Here is a 17,343-nt window from a genome sequence, read left to right on the forward strand (position 1 = left end):
TTACTCCTCGTTTTGCACGCTAACTGGCGAATTAGGTCGAATTCGGATCAAGCCATCTGTGATGATTTGGCTTCCTGCTTCAATCCCTTCGGTAATGAATGCTTGTCCTTTCTCTTGCTTCATAATTGCAACATCACGGCGTTGTGCTGTGTTGTTTTCATCGATCACGTAAACGTATTGAATCGTTAGATCTTGCATTAGTGCTGATTGAGGCACCCAGAAGCCTTCAATCGCTTGGTTGCTTTCAACAGTAACGTAAGTCACTTTATTTGGTTTAAATCCGTGCGCACTGTTATCAAAAGAGGCAGAAACTTGGATAGTGCCGGCAGTTGGACTTACTTGGTTAGCAACATAGTTCACTTCAGTTTCAATGCCTGTCGCGGTTAGTGTTACTGATGATTGCTCTGCATTATCAATTTCAAATGATTGGTATGCATCGTAATCCATGTTGAAAGCAACATTCATTGGCGATAGTTGAACGATATCAATTAGTGCACCAGAAGCTGGAGATACTTGATCACCAACAGAAACGCGAGACTTACCTAGTTGACCTGCGTAAGGCGCACGAACTGTGGTTGACTCTAGGTCGTAAGTTGCTTTTTCTAGAGTAATACCAGACGCGTATAAAGCAGCATCAGCAGAATCAAGTTGTGCTTGTGCTAGCTCTAGATCAGACTGAGTTGAGCCACCAGGACCTTGTAGCATAGTGACACGGTCGTAGTGTAGCTCTGCACTTTTGTGTGCTGCTTGAGCTTGTTTAACGTGCGCTTGAGCAAGTTGTAGGTTGTGCAGGTAAACTGTTGCATCGAGTTTGAAAAGAACATCGCCTTTTTGAACCATTGCACCATCTTCTGCATTTTGCTCAACAAGATAACCCGTTACTCGAGGAGTAATGAAGGTTTGTGCTTGAGATTCAAATTTAGCAATAATCGTTTTGCTTGGGTTCATTGATGTAAGTTCTGCATTGATCGCATGAACAGGAGCACCCGCGGCATTTACTACACCAGAGACGGCTACTGCTAGAGCGCACAGTACATGAATTTTTTTCATTATTTATTCCTCAATAATTATTATTTTTTGATACTTGCATTCAATGAACGAATGTCTTGATCTGAAATTTCACCCGCTAAGAATTTAACCAGTAGCGCACCTTCAATGAAGGCGAAGTAAGCATTTGAAAGCTCAGATTCAGATAAGTAGTAGTCGCGAGTCGCATCCAGAACTTCACTCATGTTACGAGCACCTAGCTCATAGCCTCTTTGAACAGATGCTAGTGCTTTTTGCTGTGAAGTAACGGTCTTTTGGAATGCGTCAATTTTCTTGATTGATGATTCAACCATGCGTAGTGCATAGCGAACATTTTGGTAAGTTTGACGACGAGATTCTTCTTCAATTTGATAAGCGATATCAACATCTGTATTAGCAATATCAACCATCGCTGTTAGTGTTGAACCGGTATAAATTGGCACATTCATGACAAGCGCAAGATCGAACGATGTTAATGTTTCATCATTCGGGATCGCTTCACCTGCTGATGTTTCAATATCACCAAGGAAACGCTGATTTAACTTAGCATGCAAAGAGACTTGTGGTTTGTGGCCATCTTTCGCTCTCTGTAGCTCAAGCTTGGTTCTTTCAACCGTTACGCCAGCTAGTTGAATATCTCGGTTGTTCATCATTGATGTTTCTAACCAAGTTAAGCCAGTCTCTGAATCAGGGAAATGAGGCGTGTAAGAGTCAATCTTTAATGGTTGTACAGCGGTAAATTCTTGACCAGATAACGTTTGTAGTGCATCAAGTGCAAGCTGATGCTGAACGCCAGCCTCTAAAACAGCCACTTCTGATTGATCTTTACGAGCTTGTGCTTGTAGTAAGTCGATTTCAGAAGAAGTACCAGCGTTATTGCGGTGCTTAGTAATGTCTAAGTACTCGGTTAGTGACTTAGCATTTGCTTCCGACGTCTCTAGCAGAGATTTAGTACGTAGCACATCAAAGTATGCTTTGGTAGTACGGTAAATCAGAGCTTCACGTGCTTTATTTACCAGTAGATCTGCGCTTTCGCTATTGCTGTCTGCAATCGCAACGCCAGCTTTTACTGCTGGAGTATAGATAGATTGGCTAAGGCTCACACCCACATTACCAATCGTACCGTTACCACCATGTGTCGCTTCTACTGATTCAGAGTCAGCAAATGCACTTAGGTTAAAGTACGCATTGATTTGTGGTAGTAAACGACCTTTTGCACCATCGATAGCAAAGTTAGACTTATCTTGCGTCAACTCGGCAGTACGCAGTAGTGAGTCATTTTGTAGAGCTAGGTTGTAAAGGTTTTCAAGATCCGTTGTACTTCCAGCAGCAGCTGAAGAAGTAAAGGCGCCAGTTGTAAGGACAGAGAGAAGTATTGTGCAAAGTGTTCTGTTCATCTGTTATGCCAAATAGAAGTTAGAAGTAACCATCCAACAGATAGATAAACGGTATCTATTCACGGGATGAATTTCGCTAAGCTTCCTTGCATAAAGCGATGTGCAGGGTATTCACTCTCTCGCCTACGCTGTAGGTCATTTGGTGACATCCGCACGTTGATGTGAGCTAACTCTATAGTAGTAAGACAAAATTGCGTCTTTGTGCTAATGTTTTCAGGAAACTAAAAAACAAACACTAAAAATTAAAATGACAATAAAAAAGCAATCAACGAATAATGTATTGATTACTTCGTCTGCAAATATTTATCCATTTATTGAATATTGCGAACAGAATTCGATCAATTGGCACGAAATAGCACAAGAGTGCAACCTTCCCACTAATAAAGCAGGCTTAGTGCACTGGTTACCCCTTAAAGATTTAATGCAGTTTTTACACTGCTTAGAAAAAAGATATGGCTACACTGTCGGAATAGAAGTCGGTCGCCTTGTATCCATGGAGCAACTATCTCCTACACTGGCAAAAAAAATTCGAGCCTGTGATAGTTTAGAAAGTGGAATACAGTGCTTAATAGCTGAACTGACCAACTTAAATAATCACATTATGATTTGGACTGAAAAAGTCGAAGATCAATGGTGGCTGTGTCATAGAAGTTGCTATCAACCATCATCTATTGGATTTGAACAATCTGAGTGGTTTAGAAGCTTGACTCTTATTAGCTTCTGTCGCCACTTCTTAGGAGAAAACTGGCGCCCTCACAGTGCAAAACTATCTTCATCATCTGACAACCATCATCAACTACCTGAAAGCTTTAAGCAGACATCGATAGAGTACGGACTAAAATATGGGGCGATTGCCATCGATGTAAAAGAAGATTTTCAACCTATCTCACAGCAAGAAGCTGAAAACAATTGGCACCAAGCGGTAACTACACTGATAAGAACCTATGCATCATTACCATGGATGAGCATAGATTGGTTTGCCAAGATGCTAGGTATGACGAAGAGAACTCTGCAAAGAAAGTTGAAGCAAGAAAATATTATATTTAAGTCATTGAAAGAAAATGCAAAAAAAGAAAAGGCTATTTACTTAGTCATTAACTCCGATCTTCCTATTCATGATATTGCTGAAATCGTTGGCTATAGCGACCTAAGCAACTTTAATCGAGCCTTTAAAGGCTGGACATCAATGGGGCCACCGACTTATCGAAAAACTCATCGTAGGAGTAATGATGAGTCATAAAAAAAGGGTTGGCAGATGCCAACCCTTTTTACTTGTTCTCAGAAGAGATAAGTATTAAATATTATGCCGTTGCTTCTTGAGCAACAACTGGTGTTACTGCTCTTTCACCAACAGGAAGAACAGTGCGACCGTATTCATTGTTTAGTACTTGTGCCATTGCAAAATAAATTGCAGATGCGCCACAGAAAATACCTTCCAAGCCAGCAATGGTACCAATCAGTTCGCTACCTGTGAAATCACGTGCTGCTAATAGGAAGAACAGAATTGTTAGTGAACCAAACACGATTTGCTTAGCAAGTGGGTAGCAGCGAGAACCGATAAACATAAAGCCTGTGAAGATACCCCAAAGCAATAAGTACCAACCCATAAATGTATGCGGGCTTGCCGGCAGACCCATGTATGGCATGATCATAATACTAACAAGAGACAACCAAAATAGACCGTATGATGTGAAGGCTGTAGTACCAAATGTATCACCACGCTTGAAGCACATCATGCCAACCAATACTTGACTAAGACCGCCATAGAAAATACCCATAGATAAAATCATTGAATCAATTGGGAAAAATCCCGCATTATGAATATTTAATAAAATAGTTGTCATACCGAAGCCCATTAGGCCTAATGGTGCCGGATTTGCAAGTTTAGTTGACATTTTGGGGGATACCTTTCAAATAATGAGATAGAAAATGTACGCGGAGTTTAATGTATAAACTAAATTTGATGAAAATACATTTTTGAAAACTAAGATTCCATCAGTGATACTGTAAGCATATGTGACTGTTGCATATAGATATAATGCATGTGAATATAACAAACATATAAACAGCGCATAAAAAAAGCCAGCATCAAAGCTGGCTTCTAAATGATAAGTTAGAATAATTTAACGATTATTCCCACTCAATGGTTGCAGGTGGCTTACCAGAAATATCGTAAACAACACGAGAGATACCGTTAACTTCATTGATAATACGGTTAGAAACCTTACCTAAGAAGTCATATGGTAAATGCGCCCAATGCGCTGTCATGAAGTCAATCGTTTCTACTGCACGTAGCGAGACAACCCAATCGTATTTACGACCATCACCCATTACGCCTACCGAGCGTACTGGTAAGAATACAGTGAAAGCTTGAGATACTTTATTGTATAGGTCGGCAGCATGTAGCTCTTCGATGAAGATAGCATCGGCACGACGTAGTAAGTCACAGTACTCTTTTTTCACTTCGCCAAGAACACGAACGCCTAGACCTGGCCCAGGGAATGGGTGGCGGTAAAGCATGTTGTAAGGTAAACCTAACTCAAGGCCAATCTTACGTACTTCATCTTTAAACAATTCACGCAATGGCTCAACAAGCCCCATTTCCATATCGTCAGGTAAACCACCTACGTTATGGTGTGATTTGATAACGTGTGCTTTACCTGTTTTTGAAGCTGCTGATTCAATAACATCAGGGTAAATTGTACCTTGTGCTAACCAACGAGCATTTTTCAGTTTCTTTGATTCTTCATCAAAGATCTCAACGAATACGCGACCAATGATCTTACGCTTAGCTTCTGGCTCATCAACGCCTTTCATTTCATCTAAGAAACGGTTCTCAGCATTAACGTGAATAATGTTTAGGCCAAACTTGTTGCCAAACATATCCATAACCTGCTCAGCTTCATTTAAACGTAATAAACCGTTATCAACAAATACACACGTTAGTTGGTCACCAATCGCGCGGTGAGCAAGCATTGCAACAACAGATGAATCAACACCACCAGACAGACCAAGGATAACTTCATCATCCCCTACTTGTTCTTTAATACGAGCAACTGCATCTTCAATAATAGAAGCCGATGTCCACAAACCTTCACAGCCACATACATTAAGAACAAAGTTCTCAAGCATTTTTAGACCGTTTTTAGTATGCGTTACTTCTGGGTGAAATTGTACGCCGTAGTATTTTTTGTCTTCGTTTGCCATAGCAGCAAAAGGACAAGTATCCGTTTCAGCAATTTTGACGAAGTCTGCTGGAATTTCGACTACTTTGTCACCGTGGCTCATCCAAACATCTTGAGTTGCTTCAAGATCTTTAAATAATGCAGACTCACCAGTTACCTGTACAGCTGCATAGCCAAATTCACGCTCAGTTGATGTTGCAACTTTACCACCAAGCTGCTCTGCCATCGTTTGCATGCCGTAACAAACACCAAAGACTGGAACGCCAGAATCAAACACATATTGTGGTGCACGTGGAGAGTTCTCTTCCGTTACACTTTCTGGTCCACCAGATAGAATGATGCCATCCGGGTTAAATTCGCGAATATCCGCCTCTTCAACATCCCAGCTCCAAAGCTCACAGTAAACACCGATTTCACGGATACGACGCGCAACTAGCTGCGTGTACTGAGAGCCAAAATCTAAAATAAGAATACGTTGATCGTGGATATTTGTTGTCATTATGCTTTCTCAAAAATTCATTTATTTGGTGTTAAGAATAACACCGTCCATATTTACGTTAACTCAACAGCACTAGATTCAAAATAGAGCACCAGAACGATGCTCTATCTTAAAAAAAACGAGAATCACCCCATGCGGTAGTTAGGTGCTTCTTTTGTAATTTGTACATCATGAACATGAGACTCTTTCATGCCAGCGCCAGAAATACGAACAAATTCAGCTTTAGTACGCATATCATCAATTGTCGCTGAACCAGTTAAGCCCATGCTTGAACGTAAACCACCCATCTGCTGATGAACGATTTCCTTTAATAAACCTTTATAAGCAATACGGCCTTCAATACCTTCTGGTACCAATTTGTCAGCCGCATTATCTGTTTGGAAGTAACGATCTGAAGAACCTTGTGACATTGCACCAAGTGAACCCATGCCACGGTAAGACTTGAATGAACGACCTTGGTAAAGAATAACTTCACCAGGTGCTTCTTCTGTACCAGCAAACATTGAGCCAACCATAACGCAAGATGCGCCAGCAGCTATCGCTTTACAGATATCGCCTGAGAAGCGGATACCACCATCAGCAATCACTGGGATACCATATTCAGCGGCAACGGCTGCTGCGTCTGAAATAGCCGTAATTTGTGGAACACCAACACCGGTTACGATGCGAGTTGTACAGATAGAACCAGGGCCGATACCCACTTTTACCGCGCTAACACCAGCGTCAATCAATGCTTTCGCACCTGAGCCAGTTGCCACGTTACCACCAATGATATCAAGTTCTGGGTGCGCCGCTCGCGTTTCACGAATACGGTTTAAAACACCCTCTGAGTGACCGTGTGAAGAGTCAATTAATAGTACATCAACACCAGCTTCAACCAGTGCGCTTACTCGCTCTTCATTACCAGCACCAGCACCAACCGCCGCGCCAACACGTAGACGACCACGCTCATCTTTACATGCGTTTGGTTTTAATTCTGCTTTATGGAAATCTTTCGCTGTGATCATGCCGGTTAGTTGGAAATCATCATTAACAACCAATACTTTTTCAACACGAGCTTGATGCATTTTTTCCTGAACTTCTTCAGGTGATGCACCCTCTTTTACTGTTGCAAGACGTGCTTTAGGTGTCATGACTTCTTGGACACTTTTCGATAAGTCCGTAACGAAACGAATATCACGACCAGTAATGATACCAACTAAGTCGTTTGCTTCAGTTACGACAGGGAAACCAGCAAAACCATGTTGCTCTGTTAGTTTCTTAACATCTAAAATCGTCGCTTCAGGGCAAATAGTTACAGGAGCAGTAACAACACCAGCTTCAAATATTTTTACTAAGCGAACCTGCTCGGCTTGCTGTTCAATTGACATATTTTTATGGATAAAACCGATTCCGCCTTCTTGCGCAAGTGCAATAGCAAGACGAGCTTCCGTCACCGTATCCATTGATGCAGAGATCATAGGGATATTTAACGCAATATTTTTGGTAAGCTGAGTGCGAAGATCAGCGGTGTTCGGAAGAACGGTAGAATGTGCTGGGACAAGTAGAACATCATCAAAAGTTAAAGCTTCTTTTGCTATTCGTAACATTTGCAATATCTCACAGTAATAGGTATTAAAAGAAATAAACCAAACTTTATCGTTTCGCATAATAAAGTGTATTTGGTTTTATATTGCAAACGGATTATACGCACAGCGCAATCGATTGACCACTCATTTATTTATTTTTTATTTGCATTCCATCCCTTGCTATGTATTATATTACCGCTAATTTCTACTTTCACGCCTTCGGAATTAGCCTGTGTCTTTTCTGACCAATAAAAATATTTTTACTGTCTCGCGTTTAAACTCAGAAGTCCGTCTATTACTTGAAAATGAGATGGGGATTATCTGGTTGGTCGGTGAGATCTCTAACTTCTCCTCACCCGTTTCTGGTCATTGGTACCTCACACTTAAAGACGCTCGAGCCCAAGTAAAATGTGCCATGTTCAAGGGCAATAATCGTCGTGTCAATTTTAGACCACAAAATGGTAACCAAGTTCTGGTTAAAGCCCGTTTGTCGCTTTATGAGCCTCGTGGTGATTATCAGTTGATCATTGAATCAATGCAGCCAGAAGGTGACGGTCGACTACAGCAAGAATATGAGCAACTAAAAATGCGCCTCGCTGCAGAAGGACTATTTGCTCAAACCAATAAAAATCGACTCCCTGAACACCCTCAATGCGTAGGGGTTATTACCTCGAAAACTGGTGCTGCTCTTTTTGATATCTTAGATGTGCTAAAGCGCCGTGATCCAACGCTATCAGTGGTCATTTACCCAACGATGGTACAAGGCGATGAAGCTGCCATTCAAATCGCTCAAGCCATTGGTAGGGCAAATGAGCGTAATGAGTGTGATGTCCTTATCGTTGGTCGTGGTGGTGGTTCACTAGAAGATTTATGGTGCTTTAACAATGAAATCGTTGCCCGCACGATAGCGGCAAGTCAGATACCGATTATCAGTGCAGTTGGACATGAAGTGGATGTTACTATTGCTGACTTTGTTGCCGATGTTCGTGCCCCTACTCCATCCGCGGCAGCAGAGATCATTAGCCAAGATCAAAGCCATAAGTATCAATCGATGCATAACTATCAGCAACGATTAGCCAGCGCAATGCGTCATTACTTCGCTCGACAGCAGCAACGTAGCCAACGCTTAGCACATCGACTGGATAAACAGCATCCAAGCCATCAGCTACGCGTACAGAGCCAGCAACTCGATGAGTTAGAGCAAAGGCTAAATAATGCGATGAATCATTACTTGCTAAAGCGTACCCAACATATTGAGCATAAGTACCACCAAATCCAATTGCACTCGCCAACCAAGCGCTTAATGACGCAAAAGCACCAACTACTGTCTTTAAAGCAGAAAATGCTTGATGCGATGGATAAGAAATTGCTCACCGCTCGCCATCAACTTGCGATTGGTGCAGAGAAATTAGATACCGTCAGTCCACTGGCAACCTTGCAACGGGGTTACTCAATCACGACTCGTGTTGATGGTCAGGTTATTACTCAGGCGGACTCATTAAGCAGCGGTGATCAATTAATTACTCAACTTGCTAATGGTGAAGTACGCTCAACCGTTGACTAACAGCAAATAGTAACTTATACCTAATCAATTTTAATGAACTGAAAGCTCACTCTTGATTTTGACTTCAGTTCATTACATTGATTACAAAAATAACTCGCCGAGCCACACGCCTGTAATTTTTCTAACTCAGAATCACAATCAGGGCACTCACCCACTTTCTTAAACTGTTGTTGGCATGTCTGACAGCGATAAGCGCCATCCCAAACCAGATCACTTTGACACTGCGGACAATAGTTACTCATCAAAAAACTCCTCATCACAAATAATGAATGCCAATACGACTATATCGTTTATTGTTGCTAGATTGCCAGATCAATCACTCACTACGTATTGACATAAGTCACACTAAGCTTTCTTTGTTATTGATAATTAAATGCTAATCTTTATGTACAGACTAGATTAAAAAGATCAAAGCCTGATCTTTTGCTTAATCTATCATGTTCAGCGATCTACCCTTAAAAGAATATTTATATCACCACATACCGAAAGCATAAGTTACATATCCTGTATATGCATTTTCAGAAGACTATAATCCTGCCATACAGTGTATAAAGAAGAACTAACGATATTTACTATATTCGTTATAAGCACTTTTCTAGGATCAATGATCCTTTATTCTCTTCATTAAAACTCACTAGACTTCAACATGTGTTATTCCGATGAAGCCAATATCGATAGATACAAAAAAAGCGCTCGTTATTGCTAACTGAGCGCTTCTCTTTTATGACAATGTAATCAGGTCAATGACTGATTATTTTCTTTGACCACGACCTTTCATCATGCTCAGAACGCGTTTATGTTTGCGCTCTTGTGACATCGTCATTTTGTTTGTCTTACCTTCAAACGGGTTATCACTGTTTTGGAATTGAATACGAATTGGCGTACCCATGATTTCCAGTGAACGACGGTAATAGTTCATCAGGTAACGTTTGTAAGAATCTGGAAGATCATTAACTTGGTTACCGTGAATAACAACGATTGGTGGGTTATAACCACCAGCGTGCGCATATTTCAGCTTAACACGACGACCACGTACCATTGGTGGTTGGTGATCATCCGTTGCCATCTTCATGATACGAGTTAATACAGAAGTACCAACACGCGTTGTCGCTGAGTTGTATGCTTCTTGTACTGAATCAAATAAGTTACCAACGCCAGTACCGTGCAGTGCAGAGATAAAGTGAACACGTGCGAAGTCAACGAAACCTAAACGACGGTCTAGTTCTTTCTTCACGCTCTCTTTAACATCTTTATCAAGACCATCCCACTTGTTAACAGCCAATACAATTGAACGACCCGCATTCAGTGCAAAGCCCAATAAGCTTAGATCTTGATCTGAGATATTCTCACGTGCATCAATAACCAGTAGAACAACGTTAGCATCTTCTACTGCTTTCAGCGTCTTAACTACTGAGAATTTCTCAACCGTTTGGTTAATGTTCTTACGACGACGAACACCTGCAGTATCAATTAGGACGTATTCACGCTCATCACGTTCCATTGGAATGTAGATTGAGTCACGAGTCGTACCTGGCATATCGTAAACAACAACACGTTCTTCACCTAAAATACGGTTAGTCAGTGTTGATTTACCTACGTTTGGACGCCCGATGATCGCAAGCTTGATTGGCTGATCTTGCAAACGCTTAAATTCAGCTTCTGCTTCTTCTTCAGTGTAATCTAGCTGCTCTTGCTCTTCATCTTCAAAACCGGTTAGGTCGTTTAGTTCACCTTCGTTTTCTTCGATGAGTTTTTCTGCAAATGGGTTTAGCGCAAGATCGATCAACGCTGTTACACCACGACCGTGTGATGCAGCAATTTGATACATCTCATCAACGCCTAACTTCCAGAAGTCAGAACAAGCAGCATCAGCATCAATACCATCAACCTTGTTTACCACAAGCATTGCTGGTTTTTCGATTTTACGTAAGTGCTTAGCAATAGCTTCATCGGATGGTGTTAGACCAGCACGGCCATCCACCATAAATAGCACAACATCAGCTTCATCAATCGCTGCTAATGACTGTTCTGCCATTTTTGTTTCAACGCCTTCTTCGGTACCATCAATACCACCGGTGTCGATAACAATAAATTCATGTTCACCCAGTTTAGCTTGACCATATTTACGGTCACGCGTTAAGCCAGGGAAATCCGCAACCAATGCGTCACGTGTACGAGTCAATCGGTTGAATAACGTAGACTTACCTACGTTAGGACGCCCTACTAGAGCAACAACAGGAATCATAATAACCTCTACAATTTATCTATTCTTATGTAGTTATAGGTAAATCCTTGGCTTCTACCTAGTTTTTTTACCTATAACCACATGCTTATTTATTTTTGATTGCGAATATCCCTATTTCAGCAATAAAACGGCTCCTGACTATAACAGCCAGGAGCCGAATGTGAATTGTATCACGTTCTACTACTTGATTTGCAGTTTCTTTACACTACCGTCGCGGCTAACAACAACATAGCCATCAGATAAAGCCATCGGACCGACAGCAAAACCACTATCATTCACCATCTGTTGAGCAACAAACTCACCCGTTGAACGATCAAGCCAGTGTAAATAACCTTCGCTATCACCAACGACAACATAACCGTTAATCATAACTGGTGCTGTTAGTTGACGATGCTCAAGCTCTTTGTTCGTCCATAGCTCAGTACCACTGCGAACATCAACTGCCGCTAAATGGTCAAGCTCAGTAACAACAAATAAACGACTCGCATCAGTACCCATATTGGTTGATGAAGAGTAGTTACGCTTCCAAATTGGATTACCAGAACGTAAATCGATAGCGACAAGCTGACCATTAAAACCAACGACATACAGAGTTCCACCTAATACGATAGGCGAAGAGTCCACATCAACTAAGCGATCAATTTCCGTTGCCCCTTTTGGCGTACCAATCGGTTGTTGCCAGATTAATTGACCACGTTCTGCGATCGCTGCTGCTAAACGGCCATTTGCTGTACCCCAGAAGATACCGCCACCCATCGCAACCGGTGTACTGTCACCACGCAAAGTTAGGTTAGGAACCTCAGTACTTAATGCCCATTTTTCTTCGCCAGTTTGGTAGTCAAACGCGATAACCATGCCGCGACTAGAATGAATGATAATTAAATTACTATCAGCAACTGGTGAAGATAAAATTTCACCGTTAACTTGAGAGCGCCATTGCTCTTCACCCGTCTCTTCATCTAAAGCAATCAGTTCACCGTTTTCACTACCAATAAATAGCAGGCTGTAAGCAGCGGTTACTCCACCAGAAAGACGCGCATGAGTGTCACCTTTTAGGTTTTGCTTCCAAATGGTTTTACCCGTATCAGGATCTAAAGCCTTTACTTCGCCATCTCGACTTGCAATGAATAATTTTCCGTAAGCAAATGCAGGGCTTAATTTTGAAAAATAGTGACCAACGCCTTTCCCTATGGATGTCGACCAACTGCTCTCAGGTGTAAACTCACTGGTTACCAAAGGCACTGGTGCCATAATGATGGTATCTTCTTCGCTCGCACACCCAACAACCGTACCAAGCACAACTGCGCATAAAAGCGCTTTACGGAACATTCTTTTCATTAACAACTGTCCTTACTTAGCAAGATCATCCAATTTAACTTGAAGTGTTTGGCTTGCATCTGCCGCTTGTTGAGCTTCCGTATATGCACGGTAAGCAGCGTCATCATCACCTTTACGTAGAGCAATATCACCACGTAGTTCAGCAACACGACCAGTCCAAGCTTCATCAACAATCGAATCAAGATCCGTTAATGCACCATCAAAGTTAGCTAGCTCAGCTTTAACACGTGCTACTCGGTAAGTAACAAGCGGTAGCAGCGCTTCATCTTTTGTTGCTGACTTCGCCCACTCTAATTGAGCTAAAGCTTGCTCTACGTCACCAGCTTCAATTTGTACTTTTGCTAACTGAAGTGCTGCAAGAACTGAATACTCTGTGTCACCATTGGCATCGATAAATGCTTGAACATCATTGTTTGCATCTGAGCCTTGAGTCATTAAAGAAGTCATAGCTACAGTGTAATTTGATGATGCGACTTCTTGCCCTTCGATAACTGAGTCTTGGTAATAACGCCAACCAAATAAGCCACCCAAACCAATCACTGCACCCAAAATTACCGCTTTACCGTTTTCTCTCCACCAATCTTTAATGGCTTCAACTTGTTGTTCTTCGCTGTCGTAGAGTTCCACTTCCTGTCCTCTTAATTCTAAATATTAAAAGCGACGGCATAATACCATCGCTTATTTTTTCGTTATTATTGGATTAAATTAATTTTGCTAATTTTGCCGCAACGTCTGCTTGAGAAATCACTTCTTGCTCACCAGCCACTAAATCTTTAAATACAACCGTATTTTCAGCAACTTCATTTTCACCCAGAACAAGGGCAACAACCGCACCGACTTTATCTGCACGCTTAAATTGCTTTTTAAAGTTACCACCACCGAAGTGTGTCATAACTCGTAGACCTGGAACGGATTCACGAAGTTGCTCTGCTAGCTTCATACCAGCCATCATTGTGCCTTCACCAGCCGTAACTAGGTAAGCATCAACATTGCGACGAACTTCTGTTAGCTCTAAGGTTTCCATCATCAGAACTAGACGCTCTAGACCCATAGCAAAGCCGACAGCCGGTGTTGCTTTACCACCTAACTGTTCTACTAAACCGTCATAGCGACCACCGCCACATACGGTACCTTGAGCACCTAGGCTTTCTGTAATCCACTCAAATACTGTGCGGTTGTAGTAATCTAATCCACGCACTAAACGTTGATTGACTTGGTATTCGATACCTGCAGCATCAAGAAGTTCACATAAACCGGCAAAATGCGCTTTTGATTCTTCACCTAAGTAGTCAGATAGCATAGGAGCATCGACGAGTACGGCTTGAATTTCTGGGTTCTTAGTATCAAGAACACGCAGCGGATTTGTGTGCATGCGACGCTTGCAATCGTCATCTAAGATATCGATATGCTGCTCTAGGAAAGCAATCAATGCAGTGCGGTAGTTAGCGCGATCGTCTAGTGAACCAATTGAGTTCAACTCTAAACGAACATGCTTATCAATGCCTAACTCACGCCATAAACGTGCTGTCATCATGATAAGTTCAGCATCAACATCAGGACCATTTAAGCCAAATACTTCAACACCACATTGGTGGAATTGGCGGTAACGACCTTTTTGCGGGCGTTCATGGCGGAACATTGGACCCATGTACCATAAGCGCTGTTCTTGGTTATATAACAAACCATTCTCGATACCAGAACGAACACAACCAGCAGTACCCTCTGGGCGTAATGATAAGCTATCACCATTGCGGTCTTCGAACGTGTACATCTCTTTTTCAACCACATCGGTGACTTCACCAATAGCACGGCTAAATAGATTCGTCATTTCGACGATAGGCATACGCACTTCATTGTAGCCATACGCACTAATAACATTTTTTACTGCGCCTTCTACTTTTTGCCAAAGTGGAGACTGTGTAGGGAGACAATCGTTCATGCCTCGAATTGCTTGAATATTTTTTGCCACAATAAATTACCGTTATATCTGGTGAGATTACTTATCTTCAACACTGGTGATGTCGATGCGGTTTTGAGCATCTAACATTGAAGCTTTCGCTCGAATTTTCGCTTCTAGTTTATCAACCAGATCATCGTTATCAAAACGTTCTTTTTGGCGCTTACCATCTTCATAGAAAGCACTCTTCTTATTACCGCCGGCAATACCCATATGTGAAACTTCTGCTTCACCTGGACCATTAACCACACAACCAATAATCGAAACATCCATTGGTGTGATGATATCTTCTAGGCGTTGCTCTAATGAGTTGACGGTATTGATAACATCAAACTCCTGGCGAGAACAACTTGGGCAAGCGATAAAATTAATACCACGAGAGCGAATGCGCAGTGATTTTAAAATATCAAAGCCAACTTTGATCTCTTCAACAGGATCGGCTGCTAAAGAAATTCTTAATGTATCACCAATACCTTCGGCCAATAGCATACCTAGACCCACCGCTGATTTTACTGAACCTGCACGAGCACCGCCCGCTTCAGTAATACCAAGGTGTAAAGGTTGATCAATTTGTTTGGCAAGTAAACGATATGAATCAACTGCCAGAAAGACATCGGATGCTTTCACACTGACTTTAAATTGATCAAAGTTCAAGCGGTCAAGGATATCAACATGGCGCATCGCAGATTCAGCAAGAGCTGCTGGTGTCGGTTCGCGATATTTCATCTGGATTTCTTTTTCAAGCGATCCACCATTCACACCAATACGGATAGGAATGTTTTTATCACGAGCGCAATCAACAACTGAGCGAATACGCGCTTCATTGCCAATGTTGCCTGGGTTGATACGTAAACAATCGACGCCATATTCAGCGACTTTAAGTGCGATACGATAATCAAAATGAATATCGGCAACCAAAGGAACGGAGACTTGCTGCTTAATAAGCTTAAAAGCTTCAGCCGCTTCCATCGTTGGCACTGATACACGTACGATATCAGCCCCTACTTTTTCCAAGGCTTTAATTTGAGCAACCGTTGCAGCAACATCTGTTGTGCGAGTATTGGTCATCGATTGTACAGCAATGGGTGCACCATCACCGATTGGCACATCGCCCACGTAAATTCGTGTCGATGGGCGACGTATAATAGGAGATTCGTGTTGCATATTCGCTTCTAAGGTAATGTGAATTTTGCTACTTTACCGGAAGTATACCCAGAAAGGTCGACCGGTTCACTTGCAAATGTCATGGTAACGCCCTCTGGCGCACCTAGAATGATTTTAAATGGTGCTTTACCCGTCAAACTTACTTGCTGACCTGGTTTTTGTAAGCCACTTGATAAAATTTTGCCGTTAGCATCTTTAACTTGAATCCAACAATCAGCACTAAAGCCTAGCTCCATCGCTTTATGACCTGCAGGTAAGGCAGGGATCACAACGTCAGGTTCTACTGGCTCCGCAATAACTTCTTCTGCTGCAAGTAGAGACTCATCAGTGTTGGCCTCTTCTGCTTCAGTGCCAGCGACTAATGCTGAGTCAGAAGCCGATACGACGCTATCAGCATTTAGCGTAACAACCTCTTCAACTTCAACGGGAGCAATAGCAGTAGGTTCGCTAACTTCAGCGACCACTTCCACTTGCTCATTATTTTTCGCCGCTTCCGACAAAGCAATAGAGAGCGTATCTTGTTGCTGATTTTGCCACCACCAGACACTTGAGATGCCAAAGATAACGGCAAAAATACCCCAAGTCACTTTCATTACACGACTATTGTGTTTTGCGACATTTCGTTTACGTGAAAAACTCTGCATCTCTTGCTCTTCATGCTGAGCATCCCCTGCATGATCAAGCGCTGCTAATACTAGGTTTTCATCTAAAGAAACGACCTTAGCATAAGAGCGATAGTAACCACGTATAAAGGTAGCGACCTGTTCTTCACCACAATCATTGGATTCTAGTTTTTGAATAAGAGTAACTTTTAATTTTAATCTCTGAGCAACTTGTTGTTGAGTTAACCCTAACGATTCACGCTTTTCTCTTAATAAAGTACCAGCATCAGTGTGGTTATATTCCGTCATTTTCTCTTGTTCTGTACTCATAAGATTTTTGCTTCTTGTTAATTATCATGTTGGATTAGGTCATTTATTCTTTTTATAAGGCAGCCTAAACTCATTATATGATAGGTACATGGATGGACTTTACTTCTATCATCGTGAAGATTTAAAAGTGGTCGATTTTACGCTAATTGATACTGCTGATGATTGATGACATTTTCATTACGTCATCGTGCGGCTATCGATTACCATTAATTCCGTACGTTATCAGTTTATACTATCTTACCGTTATATATTGCTTAATTTGCAATAAACAAAAAAAATCATAATCATAAGCTAATCTAGGCAGTAGATAAAAACTCTTTCGACAAAAATTGCTCTTAGTTCAAGGTTTTGCAATAAAATCACCAGAAAAAGAGAGAAAACTGACCCTCACTCTATTTTTATCTTCCAAAACATTTGCTTACAGTAAATACAAATAAACCAGAAGGATGAGCTTCTGGTCTATTAGTT

Annotated in this window: 14 protein-coding genes; 2 read left to right on the forward strand and 12 right to left on the reverse strand. The window is 41.6% G+C overall.

Going from position 1 to position 17,343, the window contains the following annotated elements:
- Both BCU68_RS16230 and BCU68_RS16235 read right to left on the reverse strand, forming a co-directional pair.
- Positions 1–1,050, reverse strand: coding sequence for an efflux RND transporter periplasmic adaptor subunit (locus BCU68_RS16230; RefSeq protein WP_102565777.1), 1,050 nt, complete (start codon positions 1,048–1,050; stop codon positions 1–3).
- A 20-nt stretch (positions 1,051–1,070) separates the two neighbouring features.
- A complete protein-coding gene (locus tag BCU68_RS16235; RefSeq protein WP_102565778.1) occupies positions 1,071–2,423 on the reverse strand; it encodes a TolC family protein in 1,353 nt (450 codons plus the stop codon).
- 247 nt (positions 2,424–2,670) lie between these two features.
- Between BCU68_RS16235 and BCU68_RS16240 the strand changes: the two genes are divergently transcribed.
- On the forward strand, positions 2,671–3,663 hold the full coding sequence (locus tag BCU68_RS16240; protein WP_102565779.1) for an AraC family transcriptional regulator: 993 nt from the start codon (positions 2,671–2,673) through the stop codon (positions 3,661–3,663).
- Between the two features lie 61 nt (positions 3,664–3,724).
- On the opposite strand, the gene BCU68_RS16245 is transcribed toward BCU68_RS16240, so the two are convergent.
- From BCU68_RS16245 to guaB, 3 genes are all read right to left on the reverse strand, one after another.
- The gene (locus tag BCU68_RS16245) at positions 3,725–4,318 is read right to left on the reverse strand and encodes a GPR1/FUN34/YaaH family transporter (RefSeq protein ID WP_102565780.1); all 594 of its coding nucleotides are present in this window, start codon (positions 4,316–4,318) and stop codon (positions 3,725–3,727) included.
- A 235-nt stretch (positions 4,319–4,553) separates the two neighbouring features.
- On the reverse strand, positions 4,554–6,107 hold the full coding sequence (gene guaA, locus BCU68_RS16250) for a glutamine-hydrolyzing GMP synthase (RefSeq protein WP_102565781.1): 1,554 nt from the start codon (positions 6,105–6,107) through the stop codon (positions 4,554–4,556).
- A 125-nt stretch (positions 6,108–6,232) separates the two neighbouring features.
- Positions 6,233–7,696, reverse strand: coding sequence for an IMP dehydrogenase (gene guaB, locus BCU68_RS16255; RefSeq protein ID WP_102565782.1), 1,464 nt, complete (start codon positions 7,694–7,696; stop codon positions 6,233–6,235).
- 211 nt (positions 7,697–7,907) lie between these two features.
- On the opposite strand from guaB, the gene xseA reads away from it, so the two are divergent.
- Complete coding sequence (gene xseA, locus BCU68_RS16260) at positions 7,908–9,239, forward strand: exodeoxyribonuclease VII large subunit (protein WP_102565783.1); 1,332 nt, start codon at positions 7,908–7,910, stop codon at positions 9,237–9,239.
- A 20-nt stretch (positions 9,240–9,259) separates the two neighbouring features.
- Here the strand turns inward: xseA and BCU68_RS16265 are convergent, their stop codons facing one another.
- From BCU68_RS16265 to BCU68_RS16295, 7 genes are all read right to left on the reverse strand, one after another.
- The gene (locus BCU68_RS16265) at positions 9,260–9,484 is read right to left on the reverse strand and encodes a zinc ribbon domain-containing protein (RefSeq protein WP_102565784.1); all 225 of its coding nucleotides are present in this window, start codon (positions 9,482–9,484) and stop codon (positions 9,260–9,262) included.
- Between the two features lie 506 nt (positions 9,485–9,990).
- On the reverse strand, positions 9,991–11,484 hold the full coding sequence (gene der, locus BCU68_RS16270; protein WP_102565785.1) for a ribosome biogenesis GTPase Der: 1,494 nt from the start codon (positions 11,482–11,484) through the stop codon (positions 9,991–9,993).
- A gap of 180 nt (positions 11,485–11,664) precedes the next feature.
- The gene (gene bamB, locus BCU68_RS16275; protein WP_102565786.1) at positions 11,665–12,822 is read right to left on the reverse strand and encodes an outer membrane protein assembly factor BamB; all 1,158 of its coding nucleotides are present in this window, start codon (positions 12,820–12,822) and stop codon (positions 11,665–11,667) included.
- A gap of 12 nt (positions 12,823–12,834) precedes the next feature.
- Positions 12,835–13,449, reverse strand: a complete 615-nt coding sequence (locus BCU68_RS16280; protein ID WP_102565787.1) for a YfgM family protein — start codon at positions 13,447–13,449, stop codon at positions 12,835–12,837.
- 73 nt (positions 13,450–13,522) lie between these two features.
- Positions 13,523–14,791 (reverse strand): histidine--tRNA ligase, encoded by a 1,269-nt coding sequence (gene hisS, locus BCU68_RS16285; protein WP_102565788.1) that lies wholly within the window; start codon positions 14,789–14,791, stop codon positions 13,523–13,525.
- Between the two features lie 27 nt (positions 14,792–14,818).
- A complete protein-coding gene (gene ispG, locus BCU68_RS16290) occupies positions 14,819–15,943 on the reverse strand; it encodes a flavodoxin-dependent (E)-4-hydroxy-3-methylbut-2-enyl-diphosphate synthase (protein ID WP_102565789.1) in 1,125 nt (374 codons plus the stop codon).
- A gap of 8 nt (positions 15,944–15,951) precedes the next feature.
- Positions 15,952–16,875 (reverse strand): RodZ domain-containing protein, encoded by a 924-nt coding sequence (locus BCU68_RS16295; protein WP_102565790.1) that lies wholly within the window; start codon positions 16,873–16,875, stop codon positions 15,952–15,954.
- Positions 16,876–17,343 lie beyond the last annotated feature (468 nt).

Source organism: Vibrio sp. 10N.286.49.B3 (assembly GCF_002873395.1).
In the GTDB taxonomy this organism is placed as follows: domain Bacteria; phylum Pseudomonadota; class Gammaproteobacteria; order Enterobacterales; family Vibrionaceae; genus Vibrio.

Coding starts and splice junctions, on each gene's coding strand:
- BCU68_RS16295 (WP_102565790.1), bottom strand. CDS start 16,875: ATGAGTACAGAACAAGAGAAAATGACGGAATATAACCACACTGATGCT.
- BCU68_RS16230 (WP_102565777.1), bottom strand. CDS start 1,050: ATGAAAAAAATTCATGTACTGTGCGCTCTAGCAGTAGCCGTCTCTGGT.
- guaA (WP_102565781.1), bottom strand. CDS start 6,107: ATGACAACAAATATCCACGATCAACGTATTCTTATTTTAGATTTTGGC.
- ispG (WP_102565789.1), bottom strand. CDS start 15,943: ATGCAACACGAATCTCCTATTATACGTCGCCCATCGACACGAATTTAC.
- bamB (WP_102565786.1), bottom strand. CDS start 12,822: ATGAAAAGAATGTTCCGTAAAGCGCTTTTATGCGCAGTTGTGCTTGGT.
- BCU68_RS16235 (WP_102565778.1), bottom strand. CDS start 2,423: ATGAACAGAACACTTTGCACAATACTTCTCTCTGTCCTTACAACTGGC.
- der (WP_102565785.1), bottom strand. CDS start 11,484: ATGATTCCTGTTGTTGCTCTAGTAGGGCGTCCTAACGTAGGTAAGTCT.
- BCU68_RS16240 (WP_102565779.1), top strand. CDS start 2,671: ATGACAATAAAAAAGCAATCAACGAATAATGTATTGATTACTTCGTCT.
- BCU68_RS16245 (WP_102565780.1), bottom strand. CDS start 4,318: ATGTCAACTAAACTTGCAAATCCGGCACCATTAGGCCTAATGGGCTTC.
- guaB (WP_102565782.1), bottom strand. CDS start 7,696: ATGTTACGAATAGCAAAAGAAGCTTTAACTTTTGATGATGTTCTACTT.